Raw genomic sequence first — 15,738 nt, 5'->3', positions numbered from 1 at the left:
AAAAATACGTTTCGAATATATTCCATATTATACAATATCTATAGAAGAATTGTTGGTATTAAGGCACTATGAAATAATTACAATATTTTCTTAAATTTAGTCCTATTTTCCAAATAGTAACAAACCCCTTTTTTGATTCATCATCTATAAAATCCATAATATGATTTTTATTGGACAACTTAATTCTAAATAACCAAAAGAAGCCTAACTCTGTTTCTGTTAGGCTTCTTTAAAACTTAAATACTAAATAAATTTTTTATATCTTCCGCATCATCAAATGTTACCGATTCTAAAGTATTTCCTTCAATAGCATCTTCCATAATCCTTTGTTTCTCTTTCAATCTCCAATAAACTTTTTCATCAATTGGATTGCGCCTATCTTGCTGCCCTTCTAACATTAAATAATAGTACTGTGTATATTGTCCATCTGGTAATCCTAAACGATGAATACGGTCTCTGGACTGCAACATGTGTGTCAGATTAAAGGAGTACTCCAAGTAAATTGCATCATGACATGTTTTATGAAGCGAAACAGATTCAGCTAAAGTATGCGGATTCGTAATTAATACATCTATTTTTTTCTCTTTGAATAGCTTTATAATAGCGTCTCTTTCCTGTTGAGGTGTCGCGCCATAAATAACTTGTGCTTTTATACCTCGATTGCTCAAATCATTCATTACTTTATTAATTGTATCTACAAACATGCACCAAATAATTGATTGCTTATCTTTTTCGTATAACTGCACCGCAATTTCAATTGCTTTTCGATATTTCAAGGTAGATGAAACTGACCGAATTAGCGCTTTTTCCTCTTCACTAAACATAATTTTATCCGGCTCAATCATTTGCCAAGCTTCTTCATTTTCTACATCAAATAATTCACTATTCTCAATAGACTTTAATAATAAACTAGGGTTAGATGCTGCTTGTATTAAGCGAATATATAATAAAAAGATTTTATCCCCATATTTTCGATACAACAAGTCTATAATTTTTTGTTCATCCATATTCGCTTCACACCGAACTAATTTATCATCATTAACCTCCGGTACAGACAATTGTTTCTTTGTTGTACGCCAAAAGAAAGGGAATAATTTTTCATTAATTTTATCCATCTCTATCGGTGTTGGCTTTTTTAAACTTAACAAATCAAAATTAAAGAATAACTTATACTCTTCTTGATATAATACATTTAAAAAATTATATATATCTTCATAACTATTAGGGATAGGTGTTCCAGTTAAAACATATTTATAAATTGGTTTTTTTGAAATTCTTTTTGCAATTTTTGCCCGTACACTGGAAATCCCCTTAATTTTATGAACCTCATCGAATACTAGAATAGTCTTTTCATTAATAATATCCATTAAAACTTCTTCGTATTTTCCAAGTGATTCATAATTAATTAAAATTAAATTCTTATCAGCGCTATTTAATCTTAGCTGAGTCTCTGCCTCATGTTCTTCATGAATATCTAGTACTTTTAGTTCTTTCATATCACCGAAATTCTCATAGAACTCTAGCTTCCACGACAGGAATGAATTTTTCGGTCCAACCATAACTATTTTGTCTACTTTATTAATCTCAAAGGCATTTAAAAATGCATATGCACCGTAAATCATAGAAGTTTTTCCCGATCCAGGAACCGAAAAATTTGCACATTTTTTCATTTGCATCATATAAAAAGCACTCCAAAGTTGTTGTTCTCTTAGAGAACGATGCATTTCTTGGCCTAAAACATGCTTAAATTTTTCAAAATCTGATTTAATTAAGGGGTCTTTAGTCTTTATCATTAATGCATACTTTGCTCTATCCTCAATCCTAAAATTATGGTTTGCAATATAGGTTTGAAGTCTTTCACTCACAACAAAATTAAAAGCTTTTTTTTCAGCATATTTCTCTAAAATTTGAATAACTTTCTGCATATCAATATAGGTTAAATCATCTCTAAAGTTTGGGTACTCCTGATTTAAATAATACTTCAACTTTTTAGAGAGCAAATAATCTTTTGGATTCACTTGATTACTTTCAAGCTGATTATATAATACTAGCTTTTCATTTTCTATCGTTAAAACAAGTACATCTTTCTTTAATGATTCGACATCCAATACGAGACGCCCCCTATCAAAACTCAGTATTCTTTTTTTTACAACATCATCTACCTCAGCGACATAGATATCTTTTACTTCATTGTTCCAAATTTTCTCGAATTTTTCTTGTGCATACTCTATTTTAGACCTATCAAAATCTGAGACTAGCCAACTTGCCGAGACATCAAATGATTCATAATTTGCCATAATGGCTGCTTGAGTTTCATTATTAGAACCTGTAAAATATATTACGTTTCCATAAGAATCATAACAAAGACCATATTTCGCGTGAAAAAGACCACATTTTTTAAATGCTATTCTAACCTCTACATATCCCGAAGAGATTAAATTTGCTAAATTAAATAGTTGCATTTCTTCAACTAATGACAGATTTTCATCCATCCTATCCAACAATACTCGTTGCAACTTTTTCTTATTTTCATACCCACGTTTTATGAGCAAAAAATCTTCTTCACTAATTTCGTGAGAAATAACTAATCTAAATTCCCCGTGGTTCCTTACTAACCCTTGTAGACCTTTCCCATATGCCGCGAGTGCTTTCGCACTAAAATAACCACTTACTCTATCATAACGTATAGCATTCTTTAAAACCGGGTTATAAAATTCATCAGCAATATTCGATTCATCTGTATAATAGCTAGGTTTTAAATACAATGTCTTAAACATTAAAGATTACTCTCTAGTAAATCTAATTTAGAATTCATACTCTCTAATAACTTCTTGAATTCTTCCTTATTTTCATAACTCATTTTTGAAACAGCCACTAATTCAATACTATCTAGAGTAGTAAATGCTTTTGTTAATAAATCAATAGGTTTATTACGTGCATTACTAAGCTTATTCTTCTCTATATAATTTTCTACAAGTGTTTGACTTTTTATTACCGCTGGTTCTTCTTTTATAGCTTCTTTAATTTGAACAACTGAATTTTGATTATCTTCATGCAATCTCTCATAAATTTCTTCTACTGCTTCTTCATGCTCCTCAATAAATTGAGCAACATTATCTGTTTTTATAATACTATTTCCAATGTCACGAATGTGTCGGGTCAAATCTCCCTGCTTCGAAGTTAATAAATTTGTAAATAATGTATCCTTAACTGCATCTGCTTCTTCACCTTCAGGCAATTTATTTAAAATCAACATAATTTCTTGTAAAGGACCATCTAAATTTAATTCACGTGCAATATAATATTTACCTTTAGCATTAATAAACTCTAAGAATTCCACCATCAATTTAGCTTTCTTAATTAACTTAGTAACCTCACTTTTTGTCTTGGAGGTTTGGTTACAATACTCGGCTTCGGTAAAAGTTTCTTCTTCTATAATATCACGATATACATCTACCAAATTATCAATTGGATTATAATCAACCGGTTTTTCCTCAGCATGTTGTAAATTTAATTCTAATCGTTTAATATCTTTACTCGTAAGGCCATTCGTTGTATTTAAAATAACCGCTTCAAAATAACAATCTCTACCATCCTCATGTTTTAACTCTCGTAAGCATGTAAAACGACGGTTTCCATCGATAATTCTACCATCCTGTAAAACTACTCCTGCCACCCTTTGACCAAAAGCTTTAATATTATTCTTTGTTTTTGTCAAGGCAACTGGATTAGATTTATAAATAAATCCATGAAGAACCTCATTATATTTCTTTACATCATACTCAGGGTTTAATGGTTCCACCTCTGAAGTATATTGACTAATCCACGTTGCAATTCGACCGTTACGATCATTATAATATAATAATTCTAAAGGGATTTTATAGACTGTATAGTTTTCAGTCTCTGCTTTAATCGTTAATTTTCTCGCTCCCGATGTTTTTGTTATCTCTTTTCCAATCAAATCAAATAAATTAATATTCATAATAACTACCTCCTCAAAAAGTTTGTATATCCAAATATATTTTGTGGAATCTCCCTAATAAAACTCTATTGATCGATAAATATGTAGACTCTAAAAAATGGCATTAAAATTTAGAGCCCACACTAATCCTTTTCTATACACTAACTCCTATTAATTCACAAAAAACACCCAAGAATTCCCCTCTATATTATTCAATATAATTATAGAATTTTTCACTATCAATAAATAGCCTTTCAAGGTCTTCCGAATAATATAACTGACTTTGATTAGCGTAGTGAATAATACTTCTCCGATTAATAAAGGCATCAAAAAATTGAACAAACTTATCCTCCAACTCATTTAATGAAATAGAATGTTCGGTTTCCATTACAAATTGAAAAAGCTCCGTAACATTAAACTCTTCTACCGTCTTCATAAAAAATGTTGTCTGATCAATTTTCATATATTTAAAAGCTCCCGGTCTTTTCAACAAACTCTCATAAAAAACATCCTGGAATCCAAGCTCTACCAATTTATGATGAAACCCTTCTTTTTCAAGAGAAGGCCAAGTGAAGACACAACTATCACCGATAAATTTTTCCACTTCACCTTTAAAATCAATTAAATCTTTTTTATAGATTCCTGCTTCATTTAATTTATTTATCGTAATATACTCATTTTCTTCAATCTTTACCACATCATAGCTATTTTCTAAATTAACCAACTTTCGCATAAACTGGACACTATCGTAAATAGGATCGACTATTTTTATAAAATAATCTTGTTTAAATATTTGCTGTTCAAAATATTCCTCCGGTTTAGCGATTTCCTTTACCAATACAAAATTCGGATGTATATTATATCCTAGCTCAGAAATATTTATTTCGTTAAAATATTCTTCCTCAAAATTTTCTTTCTCTTTATTTACAATGACATTAAATTCTTCAAAAGTATAAATTGGCTTTATCAATTTATTTTTTACTTTTTCAATACTATCACTATCTAGAATTTTAATTTTATTATCATATATTTGATGCCTTTGAATTTTCGGCATCTCTTTAATAACCTTGGCTATGTAATTCGCATTTAACCAAAAAGCTTGTTTGGTGATATATTCCCCATTAGGTAACAATACTCTATCCGATGAATCACTAGCTTTTGGTCTCACATGTGCAACATTATTAAATTGAAGTCCAGGTAAATTGTTTTTTTGAACAGTTCTCTTCCCTCGCTTTACTTCTTCAATTTCCAAACCACCTTGTACAAGATTCTTTGTTTTTTCCCATACACTCTTCACTTCATTATCTAAAGTAGCTAAAGGCATCTTCCATATGTACATACCTCTAAAATATAAATTTTCGTCTGAGACCTCTTTCTCCTCATATTGAAAAACTACAAATAGAAGGGTTGTAGATATAAATTTCATTCTTAATTTACTTGTTTCCCATACCTCTCTAGTCAATTCATTAAATTTTATTTGCTCAAAAGACATAGATTCTTTTGGCTTATCATCATACTTCAAACGGACGGTTTTTAAAGAAATGGATTCAATATGTTTACCTAGTAGCTCATTTTCATTAAAATTCTCAAATTCCTTTAATTTATTTACTAATTTAACTGTGGATAGCTTAGATTTTAATGTGTCTGGATTAATACCAATAGTTCTTGCTAATTTCGGGAAAGAAAACCCTATATATTTGTTGAATTTTTCATTTAATTGTTCTTGTACCTTTTTTATACATTGTTGTTCATACATTTAATTCACCTACGTTTCAATTAAATTCTCTAAGAATAACAACTTATCTTTCAATAAATCCATAATACATTAAATTTTCTAGTTGATTAAATTTAAAATTGATCGAAAATTCTAACTTTAATGATCGACCATTATATATTTTTTTACACCTTTAATATTTCTAATGTATATATTGTTTTATCCTAAGTATTCACTTCTTGAACACAAAGTTAATTTTACCGAATAAGTATATATTTGTATATTCCCTTTATATTTTTAATCCTTACTACTTAAAAAAGCTATGTTTCAAACATTAATTTATTTCTTAGGCTCTAGTAAATAAGTCATACCATGCAACATATATCTCTAATTCTCAATTCGAAAAAAAGTTATTCATGAAATCTTAATTAATACTACTAAGTTCAATAAATTTCAGAAAATAAATTTAAAGCAACCTACTTTCTATATATATATAGAAAGTAGGTTGCTTTAATATGAGTTATATTCTTTTATACATTATCCTTTGAGGCCCAAGCTCAGCTGTACAGAACTTTCCATCTCTTCTTCTTGTGTCATAATCTCCACAATTCTTTCACCCATTCGTTTCACTAAATCAACCACTAAAGCATTTCCCATACAAAAATACCTATTTCTTTGTGGCATCCCTGTATTTGTCCAGTTCATTGGAAAACCATTTAATAGTTCACATTCAACAGGTGTTAAATATCTTAACCTTTTTGTGTAAGGATCTTCAATTACATGAGAACTTCTATTACATGTTCCTTCACTAGTTAACATGGTACGTCCAGGCTTATCTAAATCATCCGGGAAAGCCATCCCTCCCTCTGAGTAGAAATATTTATGCCCTGTCGCCTTCGATACTCTTTCTTCTTTCTTAGGGCCTTTGAGGTACTTAAGTTCCTCGAATTCCGTTCTTCCCTTTTTATTAATTTTATCCATTTTCAAATAATAAGATTCATCCGCAGGTCCAAAGTTATCGTATACTTTCTTAACTATCTCACCTAACGTCTTGGGATTCTCAGTTACTGGCACTACTTCCTCATTATATACTTGTCCTTTTATCATCACACCAGAATTATAATATTCTGCTTTAAATGTATCAGAAACCTCCACGATATCATTTGGCAACCTAAACTGACCTCTTTTTTTGTTTTCTTTAGGTGCCTCAAGCACTTTAAATACCGGAGCAAAAAATCCATTCTCACACAGTACCTCTAATGGCTCCACTTTACTTTGAATATTAGCAAAACCAGACTCATCTAGATATGCAAATATAAATACTCTCCGTCTTCTTTGTGAATATCCATAATCCGCAGCGTTAATAACTCTCCATTCCACTACATATCCTGCATCTCTAAAGCTCGCCAGCATAATAGAAAAGTCACGACCTCTTTGTTTTGCTGGTGACTTCAATAATCTATCTACATTCTCTAACAAAACAAATCTTGGCTTGCGAGAATTAACTATGTTCATTATCTCCCAAAAAAGAACACCTTTTTTCCCTTGTATTCCTTTTTCATTTGATAAAGTACGTGCTACAGAATAGTCTTGGCAAGGGAATCCACCTACTAATAAATCATGCTCAGGTATTTCCGGCCAAGCTTCTGCTATATCTCTATTTACATGTATTCCTTTATTTTCAAAGCGAGTTGCATAACAATTAAATGCGTGTTGTGCTTTAGTTGAGGGCTCCCACTGGTTCCCCCAAAGAACTTCAAAGTTTTCGTTTGCTTCTAGTCCTAATCTAAAACCTCCTACTCCCGCGAAAAGTTCTACTACTTTCACCATAAATACACGAACATCCTTTCGGTATTTTATTTATCTATGCTTCATTATAATAAAAAGTAAGGAAAAGATCAACTATAACATTTTAGGAATCATACTTTTTCACTTGCAATCGTAAAAAAACAATTCATTACTATATCAATAGTATAAACGAAACCAATCGCCTTGAATAGATCCAATATACCTGTTATTTAATAGAACAAACTGACTTTTCCTTCTTATAAATTTCACTAATATAAATTTGAAACAGCTTTTTATTATAGCATAACTTTAATATGTATTGTCTAAAATCATACAACGCAGCACTGGATACAGAAAGGAGTTTATTATGGACTATACTATAATAGAAGAACTAATGAAAAAAGCACATGAAGCTGAAGGAAAAACATTTGGTGAAATTGATTCCACTAACCGACTTGCAAACGCTAAATCAAAAGGTGGACTAGGGCAAGTAATCGAGGAAAGTTTTTTTGGATATGAAGTCAATTCAAACGCAGAAGCTGACTTTAAACACCTTGGTATTGAACTTAAAGTAACTGCATTTAAACAAAATAAAAACGGTTCACTATCTGCCAAAGAGCGACTAGTCTTAAATATTATCAACTATATGGAAGAAGTTCATACACACTTTGAAACATCAAGCTTTTGGAAGAAAAATAAAAAACTACTATTAATGTTCTATGAATGGGTACCTGGTGTAGATCGTAAAGATTTTCACATTACAAAAAGCCTTTTATTCACCTATCCCGAAGCTGATTTAGAAATAATTAGACAAGACTGGGAAACCATCGTAAATAAAATTCGTGCCGGTAAAGCACATGAATTATCCGAAGGTGATACAAACTATTTAGGAGCTTGTACAAAAGGTTCCAATAAAAATTCACTTCGCTCACAACCGCGTTCTGAAATTCCAGCAATGCAAAGAGCTTTTTCATTAAAGCCGTCTTATCTGACGGCACTAGTTCGCAGATATATTCAAAATAAAGAACTAGTAAGTTTTGTAACAGCTGATGAACTAAAAAAACAATCTTTAGAAGAAATTATTCACTCTAAATTCGAATCATACATAGGATTAACTGATGAAGAGATTGCTCAGAATTTATCAGTAGACTACAAGCCTAGAAATAAAAGTTTTGTTCCAAACTTAGTAAGTTCCTTATTAGGGATTAAAGGAACCCGTCTTGATGATATCGAAGAATTTGCTAAAGCAAATATACAATTTAAAACAATTCGTTTAGAACCAAATGGGATACCTAAAGAAAGTATGTCATTTGAAACAATTAATTTTAATCAATGGTTGAATGAAACTTGGGAAGAAAGCTATTTACGCGAACGTTTTTATGAGACAAAGTTTTTATTTGTTATATTTGAATTTAGGCAAACAATAAAAGAAAATCCAAACCGTAAACTTTATTTGAAAGGCATTAAACTTTGGAATATGCCTGTTCATACAATCGAAATTGAAATTAAACATTTATGGGAAGAAGTTAACAAGATAATACGAGAAGGAATTCAAATCCAATATAAAAAACGTGGTAATAATGAAATCGAAACAAATAATCTACCAAAAACTAAATTTAATGGCGTTGCCCACATACGACCCAAAGGACACGATGGAAAAGATAAGATCCTACTACCTGATGGACAAAAAATCACGAAGCAGTGCTATTGGCTGAATAATTCCTATATAGCTACTATTATTGATGATAATTTTAACCAATAATTAGCAGTATTTAGAATCCGAAGTATTTAAAACAAAAATATAAACAAATCCCTTTTAAACTGATATGTTAGTTTAAAAGGGATTTTTCATTTAAAGAAAAATCATACGCCATACCGTATGATCTACTAATTCCTATTATTCCCCACTAGCTCCTTATACTCCTCACTACTCTCCTCCAAAAACCCCCTAGTCTCCCCACTATCCTTATAATAAGAATTCCACCCTCTCTCCCTCAAAATCCCCTTCCAACTCTCACTCTCCACCATCCTCTTAATAACACCATCCCAATAAGCAACCTCTTCCTCCGTCATATCTTTTGGGCCCATAATTCCTTTCCAGTGCTGGAAGATGACGTTGATTCCTTGTTCTTTCCATGTTGGGATTTCTGGTAGTCGATCTAGACGTTTTGGTGCGGATACGGCTAGTATTTTTATTTTGCCGGCTTTGTATTGTTTTTCGGCTTCGGATAGGGTCATGGTTGCGGCGCCTATTTGTTTGTTCGTTAGGGCGTTTATGATTTTTTCTTTGTTTTCGTAGACGAAGAATTGTAGTTCGGCAGGGTTTATGCCGAATGCTTTGCTTACTTGTACGAAGGATAGGTGATCGTCGTTTCCTAGGCCTGGGGCAACGCCGATTTTGAAGTTTTTCTTGTTTTGTTTTAGTTGTTCCATGAGTTGTTTTGCGTTTTCTATGTTTGAGTCTTTTGATACGACAACAACTTCCCAATCTGATGCAAGTGTTGCGAGCGGTGTGAAGTCTTTATATGTTAGTTTACTGTGGCCTAGTAGGTTGTTCGTTATGAGTAAGCTTGAGTTAATCGCCAGTACGTGACCGCCTTTTTGTTTCGTATATTTCCATCCGACATCACCGCTGCCACCTACTTTGTTTGTGACTGTGATTGGTTTTGTGAAGATTTTTTCTTCTGCTAGTGTTTTTTGCATTGCTCGTGCTGTTAAGTCCCATCCTGCTCCTTGAACGTTTGGCGCAACGATTTCTAATTTGTCGATGTTCACTTTATTCGTATGGGATTTTTCCGAGGAACAACCAGCTATTACTATTACTCCTGTCATGATCCATATACATAGTAATAATCGTTTTTTCATAGTCCTCTTCCTATTCGGTATTTTCGTTCTGGTCGTCCGATAATGCCGTATGTGTACTCTACTGTGCATTCGCCGGTCGCTACTAAGTATTCTAAATATCTTCTTGCGGTTGTTCTGGACGCACCCATTTGCTCTCCCATTTCTTCTATTGTAATTCCCTCTTCGAATCCTTTTATAATCCCTTTCACTTTTTGCAGTGTTAACGGATCCACACCTGTCGGTAAGTTTTTTATGTCTTGTGTTTGCGAAGTCCCAAAGAAGTTATCGATGAGTGCTTGATTTACTTCATTGTTACTATGTAATAATTGCTTCTTTCTTTTATAGTCTTCAATGGTGCGAACGAATTTTTCTAACGTGACCGGTTTTATAAGGTAATTGCTTACGCCATTTCGAATTGCTTTTTCTAGCATATAGTTTTCATTCGCCGCTGTTACCATAATGACGTCAACGCTTGGAAAGTCAGCATGAATTTGTGGTAATAAGTCAGTTCCAATTCCATCTGGTAAATAATTATCTAATAGAAGCAAATCGATTTCTTCCTTTTGTAGTAGTTCCATCGTTTCTTTCGCGTTCAATGCTTTTCCAATCACTTTTACGTCCTTTATTTTTAATAAAAACTCTTCCTGAATTTGCGCGACGCGGAAATCATCTTCTGCAATTGCCACCTTCAACATATGTCCATCCCCCTGTTTGTCATGTACTTTCTTTCAATGTTTTCGGAAGGTAAATTATAAAAATAGCTCCCCCATTTTTCTCGTTTTGAATTTCAATTGTTCCCTCTAGTAGATCTACCATTTCTTTCACGTTTGCTAGTCCGTAACCACGATCAGTTCCTTTCGTTGAAAATCCTTTTTGAAAAATGGTCGTTATTTTTTCTGCCGGTATTCCTATCCCGCTATCTATCACTTCAAACACAATATCGTGCCCAATATCCGTAACGAAGAAAGAAACTCTCTTCTCCTCTCGTTCACTCACCGCATCAAATGCATTATCAATTATGTTTCCAAGGATCGTAATAAGATGCGACACCTTTATATGGTCTGGTAACGGATGAAGCGCACTATCTCCTTCAATATGAAACTCAATTTTCTTCTCAGACGCTGTTCCGAGTTTTCCTAATAAAATAGCTTGTACTTTCGCATCGTGAATTTGATGGAACAAAATATGATTTTGGCTTTGATGAATGTTAGATTCTTGTTGGATAAATTCAATTGCTTCTTTGTAATGTCCTAACTGAAGTAATCCTGATAAGACGAAAAGTTTATTTGTAAATTCATGTGTTTGAGCACGTAAGTCCTCGGAATATTTTCTTACCTCAGATATCGTATTCACTAAGTTTTGCAGTTCTGTTTTATCTCTAAAACTACATACAACGCCTACCGTACTATTATTTTCGAGTATCGGTGTCATGTTTAAAATAAACACTTTATCTTGAAACGCGATTTCTTGATCGGTTTCTAGCACTCTTTCCATATTAAAATTCGGTAAAACTTTTGAAATGTGCTGCTGCATATAATCATCATTTACATGTAGCATCTCTTCTGCTGACGTGTTCATCATTGTAATAAAACCGTTTTGATCGATAGCGATAATTCCTTCTTTTATAGATAGTAGTATCGCGCTTCGTTCCCGGTATAACGCCGCAATTTCATTCGGCTCTAAACCGAGTGTGTCTTTACGAATGCTACGTGCTAAAAGAATACCACCAACAATTCCAGCTAATAATACAGCTAAAGAAAAGAGTATAATTTCTTTCGTTCTGCTCAATATGTTAGATTCAATACCTTTTATTAAAAACTCTACTGTCACAACACCTACGACTTGATCATAGTCTCCGTTATGAACAATAATAGGTGCCTTCGCCATTAAAGCAGGACCACTTTCACCATTTCCTTCAAGCGTATAATAGCCACCAAAAGTAAGTGCTTCATAGTTATATGGATTGTTACTCTTTGTGCCAATCAACCCCGAATTAGAATGGGAATACATAACCCCAAAACGATCTTCTATAATGACATAATCTGCGCCAGCTTGCTCGCGAACTTGTTCCGCAATGGATTGAATGGTACTTTTATGCTCGTTATTTTGAAAAGCTTCTTTTATAGCTGGCATAAAAGAGAGCGACTTCGCAGTTTGCAGTGCTAACTGCTCCACTTGACGCTTCGTATCAACGGACTGAATGTAAACAAATATTCCCGCTAATAGGAGAACGACAAATAAAATTAACGTAATAATTAAGCTTACTATTTTCGTTTGTAATGACACTTTGCGTGATTTTTTCATACTCCATATCCTTTGATAAAATATTCAAAACTATCAATCTCCTTTTTCTATTATTATGACAAAACTGAAAATGAAGCAACTATTAAAAATATCCATGTTCATAAAGTACAAAAAGAATAAAATTGTCATAATATTGAGATTTTATTTAAAGAACAGTACAATTCAACTATAATGAACACGCTTTCATAATTATCATTTTATTTATAAGCAAGAGGAGGAATTAGTATGGCTCAAGTAAAATCAAACCGAGTCGCCGGCAATATCTTTAAAGGTTCTGTCGGTAATTTAATTGAATGGTACGACTGGTACGTTTACTCTGCTTTCGCCGTTTATTTTTCAGCAGAGTTCTTTCCTAAAGGCGATCCAACGAGTCAGTTACTGAACACAGCGGCTATTTTCGCAGTTGGATTTTTAATGCGCCCTATCGGAAGTTTATTAATGGGACGCTATGCGGATCGGCACGGACGCCGGGCAGCATTAACGCTTTCGATTACGGTTATGGCCGGTGGTTCTTTAATTATCGCCTGTACACCTAGTTACGAAAGCATCGGTATTATGGCACCAATTATTTTAGTTCTTGCCCGTTTATTGCAAGGCTTATCGCTTGGCGGAGAGTACGGAACTTCCGCAACATATTTATCTGAAATGGCTAGTAGTGGTCGCCGTGGCTTTTATTCTAGCTTCCAATATGTAACGCTCGTTGCCGGACAAATGGTTGCGTTAGGCGTTCAAATTGTTCTTCAGCAATTACTAAGCGAACCAGATATGAAAGCTTGGGGATGGCGCATTCCATTCATTATTGGAGCGATGGGCGCAGTAGCTGTATTATGGCTTCGCCGCACGATGGATGAATCGGAGCAGTTCGCAAACATAAAATCACAAAAACGCGAAAGCGCAGGAACCGTTCGCGCTCTTATGAAACATCCGAAAGCAGTATTAACAGTAGTCGGCCTAACACTTGGAGGCACTGTTGCCTTCTATACGTACACAACATATTTACAAAAATTCATGGTAAACACAGTCGGTCTTCCGAAAGAAGTTGTAAGCTGGATTAACTTTGTCGCACTACTTATTTTCGTCGTACTTCAACCAATTGCGGGGCTATTATCCGATAAAATTGGACGCCGCCCACTATTAATGGCATTCGGTATTCTCGGCACATTACTAACAGCGCCGATCTTCTTCTTCATGGAAAAAACGACAGAACCAATCGTAGCATTTTTACTCATGATGGTCGGTCTCATTATCGTTACTGGTTACACATCAATTAACGCAATTGTAAAAGCCGAACTCTTCCCAACCGAAATTCGCGCACTCGGCGTAGGTTTACCATATGCACTAACCGTTGCGATATTCGGTGGAACAGCTGAGTTCATCGCATTATGGCTAAAGAGTATTGGAATGGAATCACTATTCTATTTCTACGTAGCTGGATGTATCGCAATAAGCTTTATTACGTATTGGCGTATGGATGAGTCATCGAAGACTTCGCAGATTGAGGCGGAGCTTGGTGGGGATACATTAGTTAATAATAAGTCTAGTTAAAATTATGTATTCTATTATCTTCGTTTATCTAAAAAAGCATAATTCACTAATATGCAATTTAAAAACCTCTACTTATATGTAGAGGTTTTTGTATGACGAAAAAACACGTAGTTCCATTGTTATTTTAAAAACCCCAAATTCTTCCTCATCTTAAAGTGGAACAAATTTATTACTTAGAGTGTCTAATAAGTGTATTTCTAATATGAGTTGTCCAGATTGGATATAACATATCCCGTTTGACATCTATTTTTATGTATTACAAAAAAATGAAAGGACTTATTATTCCCAAAAGTAAAAAACATGTATTGTAATACTTTCACAGGTGAACCATTACAAGTGGAAACAAAAAAGAAATAACGCAAACTGTGACTTATCAATCATATAAGGTGAAACTTTAATCAGCGGGGGTCTTACTGCCCGGCAAATAGCGGGATAAACGTTTTGGATGTCATTTAACCTGTGAAATTTCAGCTGCAGTAGTATTGTTACCTTATGTCATCTTTAATTGCATCGGTATTTAGAATACCTAGACAAAATCCATATATTCTTGAAAGAGGTTGAAAATTTATGTTCGTTTTAAACAAGTTCTATAACATTTTACATTACAAAAAGATTGTACCTGTAGTATTACTTTCATGTGTATCACTTATAGGCTGTTCCAATAGTAATGCTCAATCTGAACCACCTAAACAAACGAATCAAGCTAATCAAATTAAACAAGAAAATACAGGTAATCAATCTTTTGCTAAACTTGAAAAAGAATATGATGCTAAGCTTGGTATTTATGCACTGGACACAGGTACGAATCAAACGATTGCTTATCATTCAGATGATCGTTTTGCGTTTGCATCTACATCTAAATCATTAGCTGTGGGCGCTCTTTTACGCAAGAACTCATTAGAAGCTCTTGATCAGAGAATTACGTATACTCATAAAGATCTTTCTAATTATAATCCAATTACTGAAAAGCATGTTGATACAGGAATGACGTTAAAAGAACTTGCAGATGCTTCAGTTCGATATAGTGACAGCACAGCACATAATTTGATTCTTAAACAGTTAGGAGGTCCCTCTGAATTTGAAAAAATCTTGAGAGAAATGGGAGATACTGTTACTACTTCAGAACGATTTGAACCTGAATTAAATGAAGTGCATCCAGGAGAAACACATGATACCAGTACACCAGAAGCAATAGCTAAGACGCTTCAATCATTTACATTAGGGACTGCACTTCCAATAGAAAAACGTGAACTATTAGTAGATTGGATGAAGAGAAATACAACTGGAGATAAATTGATTCGTGCGGGCGTACCAAAAGGATGGGAAGTAGCTGATAAAACAGGCGCGGGATCTTACGGAACAAGAAATGATATCGCAATTATTTGGCCACCAAATAAAAAGCCGATTGTTCTTGCTATACTTTCTAATCACGATAAAGAAGATGCTAAATATGACGATAAACTTATTGCAGATGCAACCAAAGTCGTGTTAAATACCTTAAAAGCTACGGAATAGAGGATAATAGGTTAAAAGTTTTCTATTTTAGGCGGTGTTTTCTCTAGTAGGAGTTGCACCGTATTTT

10 protein-coding genes are annotated in these 15,738 nt (G+C 33.5%); 3 read left to right on the top strand and 7 right to left on the bottom strand.

Translation table 11 applies throughout. The annotated features are described in order from the left end of the window. Window positions 1-236 precede the first annotated feature (236 nt). From BM089_RS00220 to dcm, 4 genes are all read right to left on the bottom strand, one after another. Window positions 237-2,777, bottom strand: a complete 2,541-nt coding sequence (locus BM089_RS00220) for an SNF2-related protein (RefSeq protein WP_090975666.1) — start codon at window positions 2,775-2,777, stop codon at window positions 237-239. Next, the gene (locus tag BM089_RS00215) at window positions 2,777-3,982 is read right to left on the bottom strand and encodes a ParB/RepB/Spo0J family partition protein (RefSeq protein ID WP_090975664.1); all 1,206 of its coding nucleotides are present in this window, start codon (window positions 3,980-3,982) and stop codon (window positions 2,777-2,779) included. The genes BM089_RS00220 and BM089_RS00215 overlap by 1 nt, the downstream gene beginning before the upstream one ends. Before the next feature lie 187 nt (window positions 3,983-4,169). Further along, window positions 4,170-5,717: a MutH/Sau3AI family endonuclease gene (locus BM089_RS00210; RefSeq protein ID WP_090975662.1), complete on the bottom strand. Its 1,548-nt coding sequence runs from the start codon at window positions 5,715-5,717 to the stop codon at window positions 4,170-4,172. A 495-nt stretch (window positions 5,718-6,212) separates the two neighbouring features. Further along, window positions 6,213-7,505, bottom strand: a complete 1,293-nt coding sequence (gene dcm / locus BM089_RS00205; RefSeq protein WP_090975658.1) for a DNA (cytosine-5-)-methyltransferase — start codon at window positions 7,503-7,505, stop codon at window positions 6,213-6,215. 325 nt (window positions 7,506-7,830) lie between these two features. Here dcm and BM089_RS00200 point away from each other — a divergent pair, with 325 nt between their 5' ends. Continuing rightward, entirely contained in the window at window positions 7,831-9,225 is a 1,395-nt protein-coding gene (locus tag BM089_RS00200) for a Sau3AI family type II restriction endonuclease (protein WP_090975656.1), read from the top strand. 125 nt (window positions 9,226-9,350) lie between these two features. On the opposite strand, the gene BM089_RS00195 is transcribed toward BM089_RS00200, so the two are convergent. From BM089_RS00195 to BM089_RS00185, 3 genes are read right to left on the bottom strand one after another with little or no spacing between them, the layout of a single operon-like run. Then, the gene (locus BM089_RS00195) at window positions 9,351-10,328 is read right to left on the bottom strand and encodes a tripartite tricarboxylate transporter substrate binding protein (protein ID WP_090975654.1); all 978 of its coding nucleotides are present in this window, start codon (window positions 10,326-10,328) and stop codon (window positions 9,351-9,353) included. Next, the gene (locus tag BM089_RS00190) at window positions 10,325-11,002 is read right to left on the bottom strand and encodes a response regulator (RefSeq protein WP_000921517.1); all 678 of its coding nucleotides are present in this window, start codon (window positions 11,000-11,002) and stop codon (window positions 10,325-10,327) included. Before BM089_RS00190 ends, BM089_RS00195 begins: the two co-directional genes overlap by 4 nt. A 19-nt stretch (window positions 11,003-11,021) precedes the next feature. After that, the gene (locus tag BM089_RS00185) at window positions 11,022-12,611 is read right to left on the bottom strand and encodes an ATP-binding protein (RefSeq protein ID WP_090975652.1); all 1,590 of its coding nucleotides are present in this window, start codon (window positions 12,609-12,611) and stop codon (window positions 11,022-11,024) included. Window positions 12,612-12,836: 225 nt separating this feature from the next. Between BM089_RS00185 and BM089_RS00180 the strand changes: the two genes are divergently transcribed. Then, window positions 12,837-14,156 (top strand): MFS transporter, encoded by a 1,320-nt coding sequence (locus tag BM089_RS00180; protein ID WP_090975650.1) that lies wholly within the window; start codon window positions 12,837-12,839, stop codon window positions 14,154-14,156. 567 nt (window positions 14,157-14,723) lie between these two features. Continuing rightward, complete coding sequence (blaIII, locus tag BM089_RS00170; protein WP_090975647.1) at window positions 14,724-15,671, top strand: class A beta-lactamase BlaIII; 948 nt, start codon at window positions 14,724-14,726, stop codon at window positions 15,669-15,671. Window positions 15,672-15,738 lie beyond the last annotated feature (67 nt).

The organism is Bacillus sp. 5mfcol3.1 (genome assembly GCF_900114335.1).
GTDB classification, from domain to species: Bacteria; Bacillota; Bacilli; order Bacillales; family Bacillaceae_G; genus Bacillus_A; species Bacillus_A thuringiensis_S.
This window is presented reverse-complemented; position numbering and strand designations above follow the sequence as displayed.